The organism is Ancylobacter sp. FA202 (genome assembly GCF_000380205.1).
Taxonomy (GTDB): Bacteria; Pseudomonadota; Alphaproteobacteria; order Rhizobiales; family Xanthobacteraceae; genus Ancylobacter.
On record NZ_KB904818.1, the window covers coordinates 4,182,826 to 4,200,971 of the forward strand.

The window sequence follows — 18,146 nt, forward strand, 5'->3', positions numbered from 1 at the left end:
CCGCATTTAGGATTTTTGCCATGAACCACGGCAAGACGTATCGCAAGTTCAACCGCACCGCGGAGCACCGCAAGGCCATGTTCGCGAACATGTGCCAGGCGCTCATCACCCATGAGCAGATCATGACCACCCTGCCGAAGGCGAAGGATCTTCGCCCGGTGGTGGAGAAGCTGATCACCCTCGGCAAGCGCGGCGGCCTGCATGCCCGTCGCCAGGCGATCGCCGAAGTGCGCGACGTCGCCGTCGTGCGCAAGCTGTTCGACGTGATCGGCCCGCGCTACAAGGAGCGCAATGGCGGCTACACCCGCATCATCAAGGCGGGCTTCCGCCACGGTGATTCGGCCGCGATTGCCGTGATCGAGCTGGTCGATCGCGACGAATCGGCCAAGGGCGCCGCTGACATCGCCCGTCACGAGGCCGCCAAGGCCGAGGAAGCCGCCGCCGCGTGAGCGGGACGGCAGGTCGACGGTTAGAATTCGGATTGGGGCGGCTTTGCCGCCCCTTTTCTTTTGGCTGTAGCCTTTGCGTGCGAAGCTAGGTGGTGGCGGCCCTTTCTCCGCCGCAGGGCGGGGATTATATCTGGCGTCATGAAACGCTTTGTCCTCATCGTCGCTTCGCTTCTCGCCGCCGCGCCGGCGCTCGCACAGGCTCCCGCCGCCGGTGGGCCACGTGTGCCGGCCTCGCGCGCCGAGATCGGCCTCAGCTTTGCGCCAGTGGTGGCGCGCACGGCGCCGGCCATTGTCAATGTCTATGCGCTGAAGACCACCCAGCGGAACAACCCGCTGCTGGACGACCCGTTCTTCCGCCGCTTCTTCGGCGACCGGGGCGGGCCGGATGTTCCCGGCTTCGACATGCCGCGCGAACGCATCCAGCGTTCACTGGGATCCGGGGTTCTGGTGGATCGCTCCGGCATCGTCGTCACCAACAACCACGTCATTGACGGTGCCGACGAGATCCGGCTGTCGCTGTCCGACAAGCGCGAGTTCGATGCCGAAGTGGTGCTGCGCGATCCGCGCACGGACATCGCGATTCTCAAGATCAAGGACGGCAAGGCCGATTTCCCCTCGGCGACACTCGGTTCGTCGGATGATCTCCAGGTCGGCGACATCGTGCTGGCGATCGGCAATCCGTTCGGCGTCGGCCAGACGGTGACGCAGGGCATCGTCTCCGCTCTCGCGCGCACCCAGCGCGGCATCACCGACTATGGCTTCTTCATCCAGACCGACGCGGCGATCAACCCGGGCAATTCCGGTGGCGCGCTGGTGGATGGGGCGGGCCGGGTGGTCGGCATCAATACCGCGATCTTCTCGCGCTCCGGCGGCTCGCAGGGCATCGGCTTCGCCATTCCCGCCGACATGGTGCGCGTGGTGCTGCAGTCGGCTCTGGCCGGCAGCAAGGTGGTACGCCGTCCCTGGCTGGGGGCTGATCTACAGCAGATGACGCCGGATCTCGCCGAAGGGCTGGACGTGGTGCGCCCCACCGGCGCGCTGGTGCAGAACATCTTCCCCGGCAGTCCGGCTGACAAGGCGGGCCTGCGCGCGGGCGATCTCATCGTCACCGTTGCCGGGCTGGAGGTCGATGACCCCGACGCCTTCGGCTTCCGTTTCGCCACACGCCCGCTGGGCGGCACGGTCGATCTCGGCATCGTCCGCCAGGGCAAGCCGGTGACGGTGCGGGTTGCGCTGGCGCCGGCGCCGGAGACGGTGCCGCGCGACGAGGTGCTGCTGCAGGGGCGCTCGCCCTTGTCGGGGGCGACGGTGGTCAATCTCTCGCCGGCCGTTATCGAGGAAATGCGGACGATCGACGCGGTCAAGGGCGTTGTGATCCTGATGGTCGAGGAAGGCTCTCCGGCCGAGCGCACCAGCTTCCGCCCCGGCGACGTCATCATCGACATCAACGGCACGCCAATCGCGACGACGGCGGATCTGCAGCGGATCACCCGCGTGCCGGCGCGTTCCTGGCGGGTGACGCTGCAGCGTGGCGGGCGGGTCATCTCCGCCCTGCTGCCGGGTTGAGGCGGCCTTGTCCGATCTCTTCGCTTCCGCCGGACTAGAGAATGCCGTCCCCCGGCCGCTGGCCGATCGGCTGCGCCCGCAGAAGCTCGCCGAAGTGGTGGGCCAGGAGCACCTGACCGGGGAGGGCGGCGCTCTCACCCGGATGATCGCCAATCGCTCGCTCGGCTCGCTCATCTTCTGGGGCCCGCCGGGCACCGGCAAGACCACGGTGGCGCGGCTGCTGGCGCGCGAGACCAGGCTGCATTTCGAGCAGGTCTCCGCCATCTTCACCGGTGTCGCCGACCTGAAGAAGGTGTTCGAGGCCGCGCGCGGGCGGCGGGCGATCGGGCAGGGGACGCTGCTCTTCGTCGACGAAATCCACCGCTTCAACCGCGCTCAGCAGGACGGCTTCCTGCCTGTCATGGAAGACGGCACCATCACGCTGATCGGCGCGACGACGGAGAATCCGTCCTTCGAGCTCAATGCGGCGCTGCTGTCGCGTTCGCGGGTGCTGATGTTCAAGGCGCTCGACGCGGAGGCGGTCGGCAAGCTGCTGGAACGGGCGGAGACGCTTGAGGGCCGGCGCCTGCCGCTGGACGCCGAGGCGCGGGCGGCGCTGGCCGGCATGGCCGATGGCGATGGTCGCTATCTCCTCGGCCTCGCCGAGGAATTGCTGGCGCTGCCGGATGGGCCGGACCTCGACGTGGCTGGGCTGGCCGCGACCATGCAGAAGCGGGCGCCGATCTACGACAAGGGGCAGGACGAGCACTATAATCTGCTCAGTTGTTTCCATAAGAGCCTGCGCGGTTCGGATGTGAACGGAGCCATGTATTGGGCGGCGCGCATGCTGAGTGGCGGCGAGGACCCGGGCACGGTGTTCCGCCGGCTCTGCTGCGCGGCGTCCGAGGATGTCGGCATGGCCGACCCGCAGGCGATGCCGCAGGTGGTGGCGGCATGGACGGCATTTGAGCGCGTCGGCTGGCCGGAGGGTCGGTTGTTTCTGGCCCAGGCGATCGCCTATGTCGCGACGGCGCCGAAATCCAACGCGGCCTATTCCGCCTTCAACGCGGCGCTGGCGCTGGCCCAGAAGACCGGCTCACTGGCGCCGCCCAAGCACATTCTCAACGCCCCGACCAAGCTGATGAAGGAGCTCGGCTATCACGCCGGCTACCAGTACGATCACGATTTCCCGGATGCGTTCGCCGGACAGCAGTTCTTCCCCGAAGAACTCGCCGGTGATCCCCGGGCAGAGTTCTACACGCCGAACGAACGCGGCTTCGAGCGCGAGGTGAAGAAGCGCCTGGAGTACTGGGCGCGGCTGCGGGCGGAACGGCACGGCGGAAAGTAGATCGGACAGGCGAGGCTGACGGCGTGCAGAGCATGATTCTCATCTTCATCGGGGCCGGCATTGGCGGCGTCCTGCGCAACGCGCTCGGCCTGGCGGTCATGCGGACCTTCGGCATGGGCTTTCCCTATGGCACCTTCGCGATCAATGTGATCGGCAGCTTCGCCATCGGCCTGGTCGCGGGATGGCTGACCTTCCTGGCCAGCGGCGGCTGGACCATGCATGCGCGCGCCTTCATCATCACCGGCGTGCTCGGCGGCTTCACCACCTTCTCCACCTTCTCGCTGGATACCGCCTTGCTGGTGCAGCGCGGTGAAATCGGGCTGGCGGCGCTCTATGTTGGCGGCTCGGTTGCGCTGGCGCTGGCCGGCGTGTTCGCCGGGCTGGCGCTCATGCGCGCGCTCGCCTGATCCTCCCGCGTGACATCCTCCCGCGTGACGTGGCGCCCGGTCTCGGCTATGTGCTGGGGCAAGGAGTACCCACGCCATGGCCGTTGAGACACGCCGCGTCGACGCGGACGAAGAAGGCATGCGGCTCGACCGCTGGTTCAAGTCGCATTTTCCCGACCTTTCCTTTGGCCATCTGCAGAAGCTGCTGCGCAGCGGGCAGGTGCGTGTTGAGGGCGGACGGGTGAAGACCAATACCAGGCTTTCCGCCGGCCAGGTCATCCGTATCCCTCCGCTGGAGGAAAAGCCGCAGCTTTCCGCCGCCGACCATCTCGAGGCAGAGGAAGCGAAGGCGCGTGGCGAGGCACCGCCGCGTCCGGCCGCGCGCAGCGCGCGCTCCGACGAGGACGGCGAGGAGCTTGCCGCCCCGGCGGTGCGGCGGGCCAGCTCCGACGACAAGGACGCCCGCGCGCTGAAGGACATGACGCTCTACGAGGACCGCGACGTGCTGGTGCTCAACAAGCCGTTCGGCCTCGCCGTCCAGGGCGGTTCGGGCACCTATCGTCATGTCGACGGCATGCTGGAGGCGCTGCGCGGTTCCGACGGGCAGAAGCCGCGCCTTGTCCACCGCATCGACAAGGACACGTCCGGCATCCTGCTGGTGGCGAAGAGCCGCCTGTCAGCTTCGACGCTGGCCAAGACCTTCCGCTCGCGCTCGGCCCGCAAGGTGTACTGGGCGCTGGTTCCCGGCGTGCCGCGCCCCTCGCAGGGCCGCATCTCCACCTATCTCGCCAAGGATGAGGCGGCGGAGAAGATGCGCGTCGCCCGCCATGGCGACGACGAGGCCAGCCATGCCATTTCCTATTATGCCGTGGTGGACAATGCGGCGCAGAAGCTCGCCTGGCTGTCGATGAAGCCGGTCACGGGCCGCACTCACCAGCTGCGCGCCCATGCCGCCCATATCGGCCATCCCATCGTCGGCGACCCGAAATATTTCGACATCGAGAACTGGCCGCTGCCGGGCGGGCTGCAGAACCGGCTGCATCTTCTGGCGCGCCGGCTGGTCATCCCGCATCCGCGCGGCGACAAGCTGATCGACGTCTCGGCGCCGCTGCCCCCGCACATGCAGCAAAGCTGGAACGTTCTCGGCTTCGACGCCTCGCACTACGACCCGATCGTCGACGCCCCGGAGAGCTGAAGCGACGGCGGGCGGCGAGGCTCCGCTGGTGGATGCCGCACGGGCACGGATGGCGCGGGCGCCGGCAATGGGCTACGCAGCTGCGAAATCGCCTCTGCCGGGAGCCTTGCTCATGTTGCCCGCCGCCTGCCGCGCCGCGCTTTTCCTGTCTCTGTGCCTCGCTGGCCCCGCGGCCGCGCAGGACTGCGCCGGCAAGCTCGGGACCTCGCGGGTGATGCAGGTCGATCCGTCGGGCCTGCAGGTCGGGACCAAGCATTTCCCGCAGACACTCGATCTCGCCGACCGTGAGGTCGTGCTGACCTTCGATGACGGCCCGCTGCCGGGCACGACGTCGTCCGTGCTGAAGACCCTGGCGCGGGAATGCGTGCGTGCCACCTTCTTTGTCATCGGCCGCAACGCCGCCGCCCATCCCGATCTGCTGCGCCGCGAGATTGCCGAGGGCCACACGGTCGGCCATCACAGCATGACCCACCCGATGACGCTGGCCGACATTCCCTACGACAAGGCCGTGGCGGACATCGAGAAGGGGATCAATGCGGACGACAAGGCCGCCTACGGCGCCACCGGCACCCGTCCGCGCGTGCCCTTTTTCCGCTTTCCCGGCTTCGGCGCCTCGCCGGAGCTGCTGGATTACCTGAAGGGGCGCGGCATCGGCGTGTTCGGCGCCGATCTCTGGGCATCCGACTGGAACCCGATGACGCCGGAAGAGCAACTCAGCCTGGTCATGGCCCGGCTCGACCATGCGGGCCGGGGGATCATTCTCTTCCACGACACGCGGGCGCAGACCGCCAAAATGCTGCCGGCGTTTCTCTCGGCGTTGAAGGAGAGGGGATACCGCGTGGTGCACATCGTGCCGGCGCCCCCAAAGACCGCGACAGCGCCGTAAGCGCCCAAGCCGCCGCGATCCCGCGGCTACCCCGGCCCAGCCGCGGTGATCGCGGCGGCTACCCCAGCCCATCGAACTCCTAAAACGACAACGGCGGCCCGAAGGCCGCCGTGTGTTCCGAATTCCGGAGAATATGGTGCGGTCGAGAGGACTCGAACCTCCACGGTGTTACCCACTGCCACCTCAAGGCAGCGCGTCTACCAATTCCGCCACGACCGCATCGCTGGCGCCGGCTGCTTCGTCAGCTTCCGTCGCGAGCGGGGCATCGTCTAGCAGATGGAGTAGGGGTCCACAAGAGCCGCCGGGTTTCCGCACGCGCCTGTGGACAGCGTCGCCTCCCGCGCATGGCTGCGCAGGCGACAGGAGCGGGGGCAGCCATTATGTATCAGCCATGGAACATGCGGCCCGTCCCCCCGTAAATGCCAGTGCCCTCGATCGCGACGGGCTCCATCCGCTTTTGCTGCCGAAGGGCGGCGCGGCGCCGGTGCGCTGGCGCGTATCGGCCGCGCCGGTGGCCTATCCTGAAGCGCTGGCGGAGATGGACCGGCGCGCCGAGGCGATTGCCGCCGGGCAGGCGGACGAACTCGTCTGGTTGCTGGAACATCCCCCGCTCTACACCGCCGGCACCAGCGCCCGCGCGGAGGACCTTGTCGACCCCGGCCGCTTCCCGATCTTCGACACCGGGCGGGGAGGGCAGTTCACCTATCATGGCCCCGGCCAGCGCGTCGCTTATGTGATGCTGGACCTCAAGCGGCGCGAACCAGACGTTCGCCGCTATGTCGCCGCGCTGGAGGAATGGCTGATCCGCGCGCTCGATTCGTTCAATGTGCGCGGTGAGCGCCGGGAGGACCGTGTCGGCGTGTGGGTGCGCCGACCGGAAAAGGCGGGCACGGGCGAGGACAAGATCGCCGCCATCGGCATCCGCGTGCGCCGCTGGGTGACGCTGCACGGCATCTCGCTCAATGTGGAGCCGGACCTCGCCCATTTCGCCGGCATCGTGCCCTGCGGCGTGCGCGAGCACGGCGTCACCAGCCTTGTCGATCTCGGCTTGCCGGTGACGATGGACGATGCCGACCTCGCCTTGCGCGTCGCTTTCGAGACGGTGTTCGGGCCGACCGTGCTCGACGGCGCCGACGGCGTGCCCTAGGCGGTGGGCCAGATGGCGAAGTCGCCGAAGGCGTCTGCCGCCGGCACCGCTTCGTCCCGCGCCAGCAACTCCGTTACGTCGGCCGCGGCGGGCCCTATCCGGCAGGCGGCGAGAAAGTCGTCCAGCGCCGGCATGGCGGCGAAGACCAGCGCTTCCACGCTTCCGTCGCGCCGGTTGCGCACCCACCCCCGCAGGCCGCGCCTTTCGGCCTCGCGCGCCAGCCAGGCGCGGTAGCCAACGCCCTGCACCCGTCCGCGCACGATGAGGCGGGTCGCCGCAACATCCGTCATGGGAACTCCTTCAACAAAGTTTCGGTAGCGTGAAACCGCAAGCGGCTTAAGGAATTGTCCCTACGCCGACTCTTCATTAACACCAGCTCGTCCATGAACGCGCACCGTCCCCGTCGCGGGCCGATCCGTTCATCCCTCACGACCCGTCCGGAGTAGGCATGCGCGAAGAGACCGATCTCGCCACCCCGCTGCGCGGGCCGGAACACGACAACGATCCGAGCGAGACGCCTGGCTTCGTCGAGGCGGTGGTCGGAGCCATCGACGCTGGCGATGTCGCGGCCCTGCGTGCCATCGTTAGCGATCTGCACGAGACCGATGTCGCGCGGCTGCTGGAAGCGCTGCCGGCCTCGGATCGTCCCCAGCTGATCGAACTGCTGGGCAGCGATTTCGACTTCACCGCACTGACCGAGCTCGACGAGACGGTGCGCGTTCAGATCCTTGAGGCGCTGTCGACCCAAACCGTCGTCGACGGTATGCGCGACCTCGATTCCGACGACGCGGTCTATATTCTTGAAGACCTCGACGACGCCGACAAGCAGGAAATTCTCTCCAATCTGTCGATCCCGGAGCGGGCCGCGCTGCAGCGCAGCCTGGATTATCCCGAGGAAAGCGCCGGCCGGCGCATGCAGACGGAGTTCATCGCGCTGCCACCCTATTGGACCGTCGGCCAGACGCTGGACTATATCGGCGAGACCGAGGGGCTGCCGGAAACCTTCTTCGAAGTGTTCGTCGTCGATGCCACCTATCGGCTCAACGGCTCAGTGCCGCTCGACCGGCTTCTGCGCACCAAGCGCGGCACCAAGCTCGGCGACGTGGTGACGCCGGACCGTCACGTTGTGAACGCCACCGACGACCAGGAGGACGTGGCGCGCGTGTTCGAGCGCTACAACCTCATTTCGGCACCGGTGGTGGACGAGGCTGGGCGCCTCGTCGGCGTACTCACCGTCGACGACATCGTCGACGTGATTCAGGAAGAGGCGGATGAGGACCTGAAGGCGCTCGGCGGCGTCGCCGGGGATGAAGAACTGTCGGACAGCTTCTGGTACATCGCCCGCAGCCGTTTCTCCTGGCTCCTCCTCAACCTCATCGCCGCCAATATCGCCTCCTTCGTCATCGCCCTGTTCGAGAATGAGCTGCAGCGCATGGTCGCGCTGGCCGTGCTGATGCCGATCGTCGCCAGCCAGGGCGGCAATGCCGCGACCCAGACTATGACGGTGGCGGTGCGGGCGCTGGCGACGCGGGAATTGCGGCCGAGCAATGCGCGGCGGGTGATCGCGCGCGAGCTGCTGGTGGGGCTGTTCAACGGCGTGGTCTTCGCGGTGATCATGGCCGTGGTCGTGTTCGCGCGCTTTGGCGTGGCCGACCTCGGTTTCGTAATCGCGCTGGCGATGGTGATCAATCTCGCGGCTGCCGCGCTGGGCGGCATTCTCATCCCGCTGACGCTCGATCGCCTGAAGGTCGATCCGGCAGTCGCGTCGGGTCCGTTCGTGACTACCATCACCGACGTGGTCGGGTTCTTCGCCTTTCTCGGGATCGCGTCGCTGTGGTTCTAGGTGGGGACGATTCCCGGGCCGGACGAGGGGCCTCGACCCGCTGAAGGAGGCGCTGCGTGTTCTTCTATGCCTCTAAGATCTTCTGGCTGGTCGCGGCGCCATCGACCCTGCTCACTCTGCTCACACTGGCCGGACTGGCGCTCACACTGCACTGGCCGCGGCTAGGCCTAACGCTCGCCACCGTTGGCGCTGTAGGCCTGCTCCTGATCGGCCTCGGCCCGTTCGGGCGCATGATGCTGGTGCCGCTGGAAGGCCGCTTCCCCTCCTATGTGGAGGACGGGCGGCCGGTGGATGGGATCATCGTGCTGGGCGGCTCGGAACTCCCCGGCATCAGCGCCGCCCGCGGGCAGCCTTCCTTCCAGGAAGCGGCGGAACGGATCCTGGCGATGGGAGAGCTTGCCCGACGCTATCCGCAGGCCCGCGTCGTCTTCTCCGGTGGTAGCGGCCTGATGAAGCGACCGCCGATGGAGGAGGCGAATGTGGTGCGCATGGTGCTGCCGCAGATCGGGCTTGCGCCGGATCGGGTGACGTTCGAGGACGCCTCGCGCAACACGGCCGAGAATGCACGGTTTTCCAAGACGCTGGTCAATCCCGCGCCGGGCGAGAAGTGGCTCCTGGTCACGTCCGCCTATCACATGCCGCGTGCGGTGGGCTGCTTCCGGGCGGCCGGCTTTCCGGTTGCTGCCTATCCTGTGGACTTCCGCACGACGGGCAACCCCGGCTATTTCCGACTCTTCGGCTCGGTGGCGGAGGGGATGAGCTTTTTCGAGCTGGCACTGCGCGAATGGGTCGGTCTCGCCGTCTACTATTTTACAGGGCGCATCGACAGCCCGCTGCCGGGTCCAGAGGCGCGTTAGCCCTCGCCTTCAGACGGCAGGCCCACCCGGTAGACGCCACGTAGATCCGAGGGATCGACCGGCTTGCCCTTGCGATAGAGCACCAGCCGTCCGGCCTGGGCGAGGCGCAAGGCACCGCGCCGGACCGAAGGCAGCAGGCTCTGCCAGTCGGGTCCGGTGGCGACGCTGCGCGCCACGTCCTCCGGCGTCACGGTTCGCGCTGCGCCGGGCTGGCCGGCAACAGTGAGGATCGCCGCCTCGACGGCTTCTTCAGAGGGGCGGAGAGGATTATCCGTCATTGTCGAGTACCCAGTGCGAATCCCGGCCCAGCTGCCGGTTGATCATGACAAGAAAGATGGCGAGCGTGGCAGCCATCAGCGCCCAGCCGTTGATGTACCAGCCGAGATAGGCGATGGCGAAGAAGAAGGCGCGCTGACCGCGATTGAAATGCCGTCCGGCAATGGTCGCCATGCGGGCGAGCTTGATGACATGAGCCTGCGCCTGCGGCGTCCCGGCCTCGGAGGGCGGTGGCGTCGACCCGAGCAGAATGGTGGAATAGTTGAACAACCGGTACGCCCAGGCAAACTTGAAAAAGGCGTTAGCGAAGATGAGGGTCAGGCCAAGCGTCTTCAGTTCCCAGCTCGTGCGGTTTGGGGCGCCGAAGGGCAGGTCGCGAAAGAGCGCCATCACCGCTTCGGTCGATTGCAGGATGGCGAGGGTAGCGCCGATGGCCAGCAGCGAGGTAGAGGCGAAGAAGGCCGTGCCGTTTTGCAGTGCAGCGACGATCTGGGCGTCGACGATGCGGTTTTCCCGCTCCAGCATGCGGCGCATCCACTCGTACCTGTAGGCATCCATCCGCCGGTTCAGCGTCCGTGATTCGGCCCAGCTCCCTTCCATCACCAGATGATAGGCGACCCATGCCAGGCAGAATGCCGAGAAGGCGATCGCATCGATATAGGTGAAGCCGAGCATGGTGTTACCTGGAGATCCGCCGGTCGGTAGGCCGCTCTGAATTGGCCCGGAAGGCGAGGATGAGCGTGGTGAGGAGTGCTTTCAACAGCTCCCGGGACGGCTTGTCGAGTGGGCGTCCATGCGGGGCAGGCAGGGCTGCACTGCATGAGCTGCGGTGGAATGTGGCGATTTCGCGGTTGCGAACGTCGTAACGATTTATTAAATACTGTTTCAGATCGCGCCCCTATCTCGAGTCGTCGATTGGCGGATCGTAGTGAACGTATCGTTCCGAGGATCATCATGAATTCCATTCCCGAGCGCTCCTGTTGGGGAGTTGCCCGTTGGGCTGTCGCCGCCTTCCTGGCGGCGATTGCTCTCGTCTACCTGTTCGGTGGCTTCCAGGCGGCGCAGATCGCCGCCGGTTGAGCTAAGGCCTTGGGGCCGCTTTTCTGCTCAGTTGCGTGACAGAGGCTCGGCCCGCAAGGCCGGGCCTCTGTCATGTCTGGACCTTGCTGTCAGATGGAGCGCGGATCAACGGGATTGATCGCCCTCATCACAGCGCTGCGTTTGCCCTGATTCGCCAAATGAAGGACTGTTCGGCCGTTGCCGGAACAGGGAGGCGCGACGCAGTGCTGAGGCTCATCATCGGAAACAAGAATTACTCCTCGTGGTCGCTGCGGCCGTGGCTGGCGATGACCGCGCTCGGCATTCCTTTCGAGGAAGAGCTGGTGGCGCTTGATGCGCCCGACTTCAAGGATCGCATCCGTGAACGCTCTCCTGCCGGCAAGGTACCGGTGCTAATCGATGGCGAGGCGGTGGTATGGGAATCAAGCGCCATTCTGGAGCATCTGGCCGAGCGATTTCCTGAGAAGGGAATTTGGCCGGGGGAGCCGGTTGCCCGCGCCTATGCCCGTTCTCTCGCCACCGAGATGCACAATGGCTTCGGCGCGCTGCGCAGCGTGGCGCCGATGAATCTCTGGCGGCCGGTCGAGCCTCGCGCCTTTTCCGAGGAGGCGGTGAAGGACGTTCGCCGCATCGTTCGCCGTTGGGGCGAGGCCCGAGCACGCTTTGGGGCGGGCGGCGACTTTCTGTTCGGCGGGTTCTCCGGCGCCGATGCGATGTACGCACCGGTCGCAACCCGGCTGCGGACCTATGCGATCGAGATCGACCCGGTGGCGGCCGCTTATGTCGAGGCGATCCATGCCCACCCTGCGTTCGTGGCATGGAAAGAAGCGGCGCTGAAGGAGACGGGCGAACTGGCCGAGGATGAAGTCGACTGGCCGGTGGTCAAGCGGGTATAGAGCGCCGTCGCTCAACGGGCCCAAGCCATGCCTCTCCACCTGCTAAAACTCTGCGTCGGTGCCGAGTCCATTGAGGATCTCGAAGCGTGGATCGCCGAATCTCTCGCTGCCAAGGCGGCCCGTGGACAGGTGGCTGAACAGGTCCACACCACCCGGATGGTGCCGACGCGGACCGTGGAATTGCTGGATGGCGGTTCGCTTTATTGGGTTGTCAAAGGCGAGGTGGCCTGTCGCCAGACACTGACCGGCATTCGGCCCTTTGTGGATGGCGACGGCATACGCCGTTGCCATCTTGTGCTCGACCCCATTGTCCACCGGGTCGATCCGCGCCCCAACCGGCCGTTCCAAGGCTGGCGTTATCTGGCCGCCAAAGATGCACCGGCGGATCTTGCCGCCATGGGCGCCGCACCCGCGCTGCCGGATGAACTCCGTCGTGAACTCCGATCGCTGGGGCTTCTCTGACGCCTCCGAGGGACCTTAACCCCCTTTCGCACGTTATTCCTTTACGGAACGCGAAAGGACCTTGGAATGAGCCAGACAAAATCTGACGGCATGACCCACACCAACTCGGATGATCACCGCGTGGTCGACAATGGCGAAGTGGTGGTTAAGGCCAACACCGAGGAGCGGCAGGCTGTCGAGGTCAAGCCGATGCGCTACGTGCTCGGTATCGGCCTCGTCCTTGTTATTGCCGGGATGGTGATCGCCTACACGGTCATGATCTAGCGCCGGCGGCTTCGTCACACCGGGATATTGTCGATGAGCCGTGTGGAGCCGATCCGGGCGGCTACGAGCAGGCGGACCGGGCCTTCTTCCGAGGAACTGATGGGGGCCAGTGTCTCGGCGTGGCGGGCCTCGACATAGTCGAGATCGAAGCCGGCAGCCGTGATGGCGGCGCGCGCTTCGGCAATGGCTGGGGCCGTGATGGCGTCCCGGCCAATCCTCATCGCCGCGGCCGTTAGCGCCCGATGCAGCGCAGGCGCAGCCTTACGGTCCTCACGGCTCAAATAGACATTGCGCGAAGAGAGAGCGAGGCCGTCCGGCTCCCGGACCGTTGGAACGCCCACGACGTCGACAGGCAAGTCGAGATCGCGGGCCATGCGCGCGATAACCTGCAGTTGCTGATAATCCTTCTCGCCGAACAGGGCGACATCCGGCAGTGCCTGGATCAGCAGCTTGGCCACCACCGTGGCAACGCCGGCGAAATGAGTGGGGCGAAAGTCTGTTTCCAGGCCTAGCGCCGGCCCGGCGAGCGAAATGGTGGTGCAGAACCCCTCCGGATACATCTGCGCGACATCCGGCACGAAAGCCAATTCGACACCAGCGCTGTCGGCCTTGTCGAGATCGGAATCCAGCGTACGCGGGTAGCGCGACAGATCCTCCGTTGGAGCGAATTGGGTCGGATTGACGAAGATCGAGACGATGACGCGGTCCGCCTTCGCCCGCGCGACGTCCATCAAGGCGACATGCCCGGCATGAAGCGCGCCCATGGTGGGAACGAGGGCGATCCGCTTGCCGTCCGTGCGCCAGTGGCGCACCTGGTCGCGCAAGGCGGCGACGGAATGAACAGTGCGGATCGCGCGGGTGCTCGTCATGGCAACAACCCCTTTCGGCCGGGGCGCGGAAGCTAGCAGAGCCGCCCTGAGGGTCAACCGCCCACCTTGTGGCGCCGCCGGGGTCAACCCTTGGCGAGTGGGCCTGTTCGGCGGGGCGCATCCCCCGCTACACTCGCGCCGAATCCGCATCGGAAACCGCAATGGCCGCCGACAAGACCGTAACGACCAAGAACACCACGGCGACACCCGCCGCGCTCTCCACCGAGGCCTCTGCCTTCCTCGCCGAATTGGAGCGTCGCGCACCGCTGACCGCTGAGCGGCGAGGGCGGCTCATCTTTGGCCTCGATGCTACGATGAGCCGGGGGCCGACCTGGGATCTTGCCTGTGCCCTGCAGATGGAGATGTTCGAGGAGGCGGCCCGCATCGGCGGGCTCGATATGCAGCTTGTCTACTATCGCGGCCTTGGGGAGTGCCGCGCCTCGCCCTGGATGAGCGACGGAACGAAGCTCGGCGCCCTGATGGCGCGCATTCAGGTTCAAGGCGGGAGGACGCAGATCGGGCGCGTACTGAACCATGCAGGGGCACAGGCTGCTAAAGGCCCTGTCGGGGCGCTGGTGTTCGTGGGCGACGCGATGGAGGAGAATGTCGATGCGCTCTGCGCCGAGGCGGGTCCGCTGGCGCTGCGCGGCGTGCCGGCCTTCATGTTCCAGGAAGGGACCGATCCCGCCGCCGAGCGCGCCTTTCGCGAGATTGCGCGACTGACCAAGGGCGCCTATTGCCGGTTCGACGCCGGGGCCTCGGCCGAGCTTCGGGCCCTGCTGCGCGCTGCCGCGTCCTATGCCGCCGGCGGAACGAAGGCGCTGGTCGCACTCGCGGGTGCCTCGCCCGGCGCGCGCCGCCTCATTTCCGCGATGCAGGATACGCGATGATCAATCTGGTTATCGGGGCGGCGATCGTCGCCTTGCTCTATTACGGGCTGAAGGCGTTTGGCCGTTCCAACCCAGCGATCCTCGCCAAGCTCGGGCGCAGGGTCGGGGGCGGAGCGCTCATCCTTGTGGCCGGCTTTCTCGGCATGCGCGGCCATATCGAGACGGCCTTGCCGCTAGGCATCTTCGGCCTGTCGCTTTTCGGCTGGGACATCCGCAAGGCGTTTTCTTCGGCGAAGAGCGAGCCGAGCCAAGGGCGGACGTCGAAGGTGCGGACGGCCTTTCTCGACATGGAACTCGATCATGACAGCGGGCGGCTGGCCGGCAAAGTGATCAATGGCCCGCTCAATGGCGCTTCCCTGGACACACTTGATGTGCCCAGCCTTGCCCGTTTCGCCCTCGACGTCGACGTCGAGAGTCGCCAGCTACTCGAAGCTTATCTTGACCGCCGGTCGCCCGGCTGGCGTGAGAACGTGGACGGACATGCGGGCGGGGGGAGCGCTGACGCGCCGCGCCGCGGCGCGATGACGGAAGAGGAGGCCTACCAGATCCTGGGGCTTCAGCCGGGGACGGGGGCGGACCAGATCCGCCAGGCTCACCGATCCCTTATGAAGAAACTCCATCCCGACCAGGGCGGGTCGAACTATCTCGCTGCCCGGGTAAACGAAGCGAAGGATGTCCTGCTCGACCGCCATTGATCCCATCCCCCGGTTCAGTTGCGGAAGACCATGCAACCGAAGTCGCTGCGCTTAAGGGCCTGGCAGGCCTTGCGAGCAGCGGATTCGGCGTCGAAGCCGGCGAAGCGGGCACGCACGATGCGGGTCGAACCCTTGACCGCCTGTTCGGTATAGGCGTCGGCCTTGGCAAGCGCGCTACCGGCCTTCTGCTGCGCCTTGGCAATCTGGGCGCGGGCGTCCGCCTCGCTGCCGAAGGCACCAATCTGGATGGCCCAACCCGAACGCGGTGCGGTGGACTGCTCGGCGGTTTCGGCTTCCTGGCGCGGAATCTCGATCGGGCCAACGCTGGCGACCTGAACCTGCTGCTGCTTGATGGCACGCTGGGCAGGTGCCGCGGCTTGTGTCTCGGAAGCGTCTGAGACGAAGCCGTTGGTGAAGGACAAGGTGCCGAGGATCCCCGGCTGATTGCTGAAGGTGGCAACAGGTTCGCTCGGCCGGGCCACCGCAACCGTCTTCACTGCGACCGGTACGATCGGCGCGGCGGAGCCGACAGGCGGCGCGTTGCGGGTCGGGGCGCTCGCCACTGTCTGGGCCGGACGGGCCGGTGAAGGGGCCGGCGTGGGCACCGAGGCCGTGGTGTCGAAATCGGCAACAGCCGACGCCATGGCGACGCGCGGGCTGCTGGTGGGCACCGGAATGGTCTTGGGTGCGGTCGGGGCTTCGTCGATCTGAGCGACCGGCGCGATGGCATCGTCGGCCGATGCGCCTTGCGGTGCGCCGCTCATGCGGGCGACGAGCTGCCGGCCGGACTGGGCCTTGCCGAGGTTCTCGTTGAGCAGTGCCACCATCTGGTTGTCGCGCGAGGCGGCGCTGGAGCCGCCCATCACCACTGCGATCACATAGCGCCCGTTCTTCTTGACGCTGGTGAGCAGGTTGAAGCCGGACGCATTGGTGTACCCGGTCTTGATGCCGTCGACGCCATCCACGCGGCCGAGCAGGCGGTTGTGGTTACGGATGGCGACACCGCGGTACTGGAAGCTGCGAATTTCAAAGTAGCCGTAATATTTCGGGAAGCGCTCCTGAACGGCGCGGCCGAGCGTTGCGAGGTCGCGAGCGGTCGTGACCTGCTCAGGGCTGGGTAGCCCGTTAGGGTTCTTGAACACTGTGCGCGACATGCCGAGCTGGCGGGCGCGGCGGGTCATCAGGCTGGCGAAGCTGGAGGAGCTCCCGGATATATTCTCGGCGATGACGACGGCGACGTCGTTGGCGGAGCGGGTGACGAGCGCCTGAATGGCATCCTCGACCGAGATGGTGGAGCCCGCCTTCACACCAAGCTTGGAAGGCTGCTGCGCAGCGGCATAGGCGGACACGCGCAGCGGCGTGTTGAGCCGCATGCGGCCACTCTCCAACTGCTCGAACAGCAGATAGAGCGTCATCACCTTGGTGACGGACGCTGGATGACGCAGTGCGTCGGCATTATCGGCATCGAGAATGCGTCCGGTATTGGCGTCGACGACGATGTGGGAATAACCGCGATGCCAGGTGCCGGTGCTGGCCACGCTGCGGGTGACAGCCGATTTGGCGCGCACCGACTTCTTCTTCTTGGACGCCGCTTCCGCCACGCCCGCCCCCAGCAGGGAGACTGCCAAAACCGCTACGGCGGCACGCATGAAGGTGGTACCAACCATTCCCGGAACCCGCATGTGACCGTCCCGCTACTCTCTGCCGGCTGACGCCGGAAACTCAACATATCCGCCAGGGACGAGACATCGCAGGGCAATTGCTGCCTTTGCGAAGGTCTCGACCGGTTAAGGAACCCTGCCGAACCATCACTTCCCAAATCTTAAAAAGGGCACGGTTACAGAGTCGTAAAGAATGCCATCAACCCTGTTGATATGGCACGAAGATGGTGTGGGGCCGCGTGTGGTGGCACGTCATGTTGCGTTGCACAAATTTCCTTGACGGGAGTTGGTGCGGTGCATTACAAAAGTTCCAGGGAGAATTCCCGGGCGGGCGCGTGCGGCTGATGCGCGACGCGCGTGGCGAAACACCACAGGAGTTGGGCTCATGCTGCAGAATTTTGAAGACATCCAGAAGGTCGGCAAGGACAATCTCGAACTCGCGACCAAGAGCTTCGGTACGGTTTCCAAGGGCGTCCAGGCGATCGCCATTGAGGTCGCCGACTACTCGAAGAAGTCGTTCGAGGAAGGCACGGCCACGGCCGAGAAGCTGTTCGGCGCCAAGACGCTCGACAAGGCGGTCGAAATCCAGTCGGCTTATTTCAAGAGCGCCTATGAGAGCTTCGTCGCGCAGGCGACCAAGATGGGCGAGCTTTATGCCGATCTCGCCAAGGAAACCTATAAGCCGTATGAGAGCGTGCTTGCCAAGGTTTCTGTCACCAAGTGATCTGCCGCCGCTGATTGGCTGTAGCTGACATTTACGCGCCGGACGTTTGTGCGGTGTCGAGGGCGACCCGGAACGGGAGTTCGGGCTGTCCGCGTGGTTTAGAAGGCCCGGCCTCAGCGCCGGGCCTTTTTCTTTTTTGGCTGGCGTGCGGGGCACTTGGTCCCCTCGATCGACGCACGGGGCAGTGTGCGTTGGCACCAGGCTCATGGAATTGTCACCGGAATGCGACAGTCGGTTCCGCTCGGGCCTCTGGCGTGAGCGGGGATGCGTACTTATTATAGCTACCGAAGGCCGGTTCGCCGGTTGGGGAAAGCATGAATGTCCGACCACGCCGAATTCCAGCCGCGTGAGGCTATGATGGCCGACGATGAACGTCGCCGCCGGGGAGACAACGCGCCCGGCACGGCGGTGATCACGCGCACCAAGCCGCAGGCAAAGCGGCCAAATCTCTACCGGGTGCTCCTGGTCAACGACGACTACACGCCAATGGAGTTCGTCGTGCATGTGCTGGAGCACTTTTTCAGCAAAAACCGGGAGGAAGCCACCCAGATCATGCTGCATGTGCATCAGCATGGCGTGGGGGAGTGCGGTATCTTCACCTATGAAGTGGCCGAGACAAAGGTCACTCAGGTGATGGACTTCGCACGCAAGCACCAGCATCCTTTGCAGTGCGTCATGGAGAAGAAGTGACGCC

The 18,146-nt window shown here is 66.0% G+C and carries 22 protein-coding genes and 1 tRNA gene; 17 read left to right on the forward strand and 6 right to left on the reverse strand.

Annotation, left to right across the window (positions count from 1 at the left end):
* Nucleotides 1-20: 20 nt before the first annotated feature.
* The 6 genes from rplQ (at nt 21) to A3M1_RS0119295 (ending at nt 5,809) form a co-directional block, all read left to right on the forward strand.
* Complete coding sequence (rplQ, locus tag A3M1_RS0119270; protein WP_018390625.1) at nt 21-449, forward strand: 50S ribosomal protein L17; 429 nt, start codon at nt 21-23, stop codon at nt 447-449.
* A 138-nt stretch (nt 450-587) separates the two neighbouring features.
* Nucleotides 588-2,015 (forward strand): DegQ family serine endoprotease, encoded by a 1,428-nt coding sequence (locus tag A3M1_RS0119275; protein ID WP_018390626.1) that lies wholly within the window; start codon nt 588-590, stop codon nt 2,013-2,015.
* A 7-nt stretch (nt 2,016-2,022) separates the two neighbouring features.
* Complete coding sequence (locus A3M1_RS0119280; protein ID WP_018390627.1) at nt 2,023-3,342, forward strand: replication-associated recombination protein A; 1,320 nt, start codon at nt 2,023-2,025, stop codon at nt 3,340-3,342.
* 32 nt (nt 3,343-3,374) lie between these two features.
* Nucleotides 3,375-3,749 (forward strand): fluoride efflux transporter CrcB, encoded by a 375-nt coding sequence (gene crcB / locus A3M1_RS0119285; protein ID WP_018964004.1) that lies wholly within the window; start codon nt 3,375-3,377, stop codon nt 3,747-3,749.
* 76 nt (nt 3,750-3,825) lie between these two features.
* Nucleotides 3,826-4,923: an RluA family pseudouridine synthase gene (locus tag A3M1_RS0119290; protein WP_018390629.1), complete on the forward strand. Its 1,098-nt coding sequence runs from the start codon at nt 3,826-3,828 to the stop codon at nt 4,921-4,923.
* Between the two features lie 112 nt (nt 4,924-5,035).
* A complete protein-coding gene (locus tag A3M1_RS0119295) occupies nt 5,036-5,809 on the forward strand; it encodes a polysaccharide deacetylase family protein (protein ID WP_018390630.1) in 774 nt (257 codons plus the stop codon).
* A gap of 134 nt (nt 5,810-5,943) precedes the next feature.
* On the opposite strand, the gene A3M1_RS0119300 is transcribed toward A3M1_RS0119295, so the two are convergent.
* A tRNA-Leu gene (locus A3M1_RS0119300) sits at nt 5,944-6,028 on the reverse strand.
* A gap of 172 nt (nt 6,029-6,200) precedes the next feature.
* Between A3M1_RS0119300 and lipB the strand changes: the two genes are divergently transcribed.
* Entirely contained in the window at nt 6,201-6,956 is a 756-nt protein-coding gene (lipB, locus tag A3M1_RS0119305; protein WP_018390631.1) for a lipoyl(octanoyl) transferase LipB, read from the forward strand.
* Here the strand turns inward: lipB and A3M1_RS0119310 are convergent.
* Complete coding sequence (locus tag A3M1_RS0119310) at nt 6,953-7,246, reverse strand: acylphosphatase (protein ID WP_018390632.1); 294 nt, start codon at nt 7,244-7,246, stop codon at nt 6,953-6,955. The genes lipB and A3M1_RS0119310 overlap by 4 nt on opposite strands.
* 158 nt (nt 7,247-7,404) lie before the next feature.
* Here A3M1_RS0119310 and mgtE point away from each other — a divergent pair, with 158 nt between their 5' ends.
* On the forward strand, nt 7,405-8,799 hold the full coding sequence (mgtE, locus tag A3M1_RS0119315; RefSeq protein WP_018390633.1) for a magnesium transporter: 1,395 nt from the start codon (nt 7,405-7,407) through the stop codon (nt 8,797-8,799).
* Nucleotides 8,800-8,855: 56 nt separating this feature from the next.
* Nucleotides 8,856-9,656: a YdcF family protein gene (locus A3M1_RS0119320; protein WP_018390634.1), complete on the forward strand. Its 801-nt coding sequence runs from the start codon at nt 8,856-8,858 to the stop codon at nt 9,654-9,656.
* On the opposite strand, the gene A3M1_RS0119325 is transcribed toward A3M1_RS0119320, so the two are convergent.
* Both A3M1_RS0119325 and A3M1_RS0119330 read right to left on the reverse strand, forming a co-directional pair.
* Entirely contained in the window at nt 9,653-9,934 is a 282-nt protein-coding gene (locus tag A3M1_RS0119325) for a DUF3253 domain-containing protein (RefSeq protein WP_018964003.1), read from the reverse strand. The genes A3M1_RS0119320 and A3M1_RS0119325 overlap by 4 nt on opposite strands.
* Nucleotides 9,924-10,607, reverse strand: a complete 684-nt coding sequence (locus A3M1_RS0119330; protein WP_018390636.1) for a DUF599 domain-containing protein — start codon at nt 10,605-10,607, stop codon at nt 9,924-9,926. The genes A3M1_RS0119325 and A3M1_RS0119330 overlap by 11 nt, the downstream gene beginning before the upstream one ends.
* Nucleotides 10,608-10,886: 279 nt before the next feature.
* Here A3M1_RS0119330 and A3M1_RS27100 point away from each other — a divergent pair, with 279 nt between their 5' ends.
* From A3M1_RS27100 to A3M1_RS26525, 4 genes are all read left to right on the forward strand, one after another.
* Nucleotides 10,887-11,012 carry a hypothetical protein gene (locus tag A3M1_RS27100; RefSeq protein ID WP_018390637.1) on the forward strand — a complete coding sequence of 42 codons (126 nt, stop codon included), beginning with the start codon at nt 10,887-10,889 and terminating at the stop codon, nt 11,010-11,012.
* Nucleotides 11,013-11,215: 203 nt separating this feature from the next.
* Entirely contained in the window at nt 11,216-11,887 is a 672-nt protein-coding gene (locus A3M1_RS0119340; RefSeq protein WP_018390638.1) for a glutathione S-transferase family protein, read from the forward strand.
* A gap of 27 nt (nt 11,888-11,914) precedes the next feature.
* A complete protein-coding gene (locus tag A3M1_RS0119345; protein ID WP_018964002.1) occupies nt 11,915-12,349 on the forward strand; it encodes a DUF1489 family protein in 435 nt (144 codons plus the stop codon).
* Between the two features lie 66 nt (nt 12,350-12,415).
* Nucleotides 12,416-12,613: a hypothetical protein gene (locus A3M1_RS26525; protein WP_156029601.1), complete on the forward strand. Its 198-nt coding sequence runs from the start codon at nt 12,416-12,418 to the stop codon at nt 12,611-12,613.
* 14 nt (nt 12,614-12,627) lie between these two features.
* Here the strand turns inward: A3M1_RS26525 and panC are convergent, their stop codons facing one another.
* Nucleotides 12,628-13,482 carry a pantoate--beta-alanine ligase gene (gene panC, locus A3M1_RS0119355; protein WP_018390641.1) on the reverse strand — a complete coding sequence of 285 codons (855 nt, stop codon included), beginning with the start codon at nt 13,480-13,482 and terminating at the stop codon, nt 12,628-12,630.
* Nucleotides 13,483-13,643: 161 nt separating this feature from the next.
* Here panC and A3M1_RS0119360 point away from each other — a divergent pair, with 161 nt between their 5' ends.
* Together A3M1_RS0119360 and A3M1_RS0119365 are read left to right on the forward strand one after the other, a co-directional pair.
* Complete coding sequence (locus tag A3M1_RS0119360; RefSeq protein ID WP_018390642.1) at nt 13,644-14,372, forward strand: hypothetical protein; 729 nt, start codon at nt 13,644-13,646, stop codon at nt 14,370-14,372.
* A complete protein-coding gene (locus tag A3M1_RS0119365) occupies nt 14,369-15,067 on the forward strand; it encodes a DnaJ domain-containing protein (protein ID WP_018390643.1) in 699 nt (232 codons plus the stop codon). The genes A3M1_RS0119360 and A3M1_RS0119365 overlap by 4 nt, the downstream gene beginning before the upstream one ends.
* 14 nt (nt 15,068-15,081) lie before the next feature.
* Here A3M1_RS0119365 and A3M1_RS0119370 read toward each other — a convergent pair whose 3' ends face one another.
* On the reverse strand, nt 15,082-16,668 hold the full coding sequence (locus A3M1_RS0119370; RefSeq protein ID WP_245261758.1) for a D-alanyl-D-alanine carboxypeptidase: 1,587 nt from the start codon (nt 16,666-16,668) through the stop codon (nt 15,082-15,084).
* A 445-nt stretch (nt 16,669-17,113) separates the two neighbouring features.
* Between A3M1_RS0119370 and A3M1_RS0119375 the strand changes: the two genes are divergently transcribed.
* Nucleotides 17,114-17,452: a phasin family protein gene (locus A3M1_RS0119375; protein ID WP_018390645.1), complete on the forward strand. Its 339-nt coding sequence runs from the start codon at nt 17,114-17,116 to the stop codon at nt 17,450-17,452.
* 318 nt (nt 17,453-17,770) lie between these two features.
* On the forward strand, nt 17,771-18,142 hold the full coding sequence (gene clpS, locus A3M1_RS0119380) for an ATP-dependent Clp protease adapter ClpS (protein WP_018390646.1): 372 nt from the start codon (nt 17,771-17,773) through the stop codon (nt 18,140-18,142).
* The last annotated feature ends 4 nt before the right edge of the window (nt 18,143-18,146 follow it).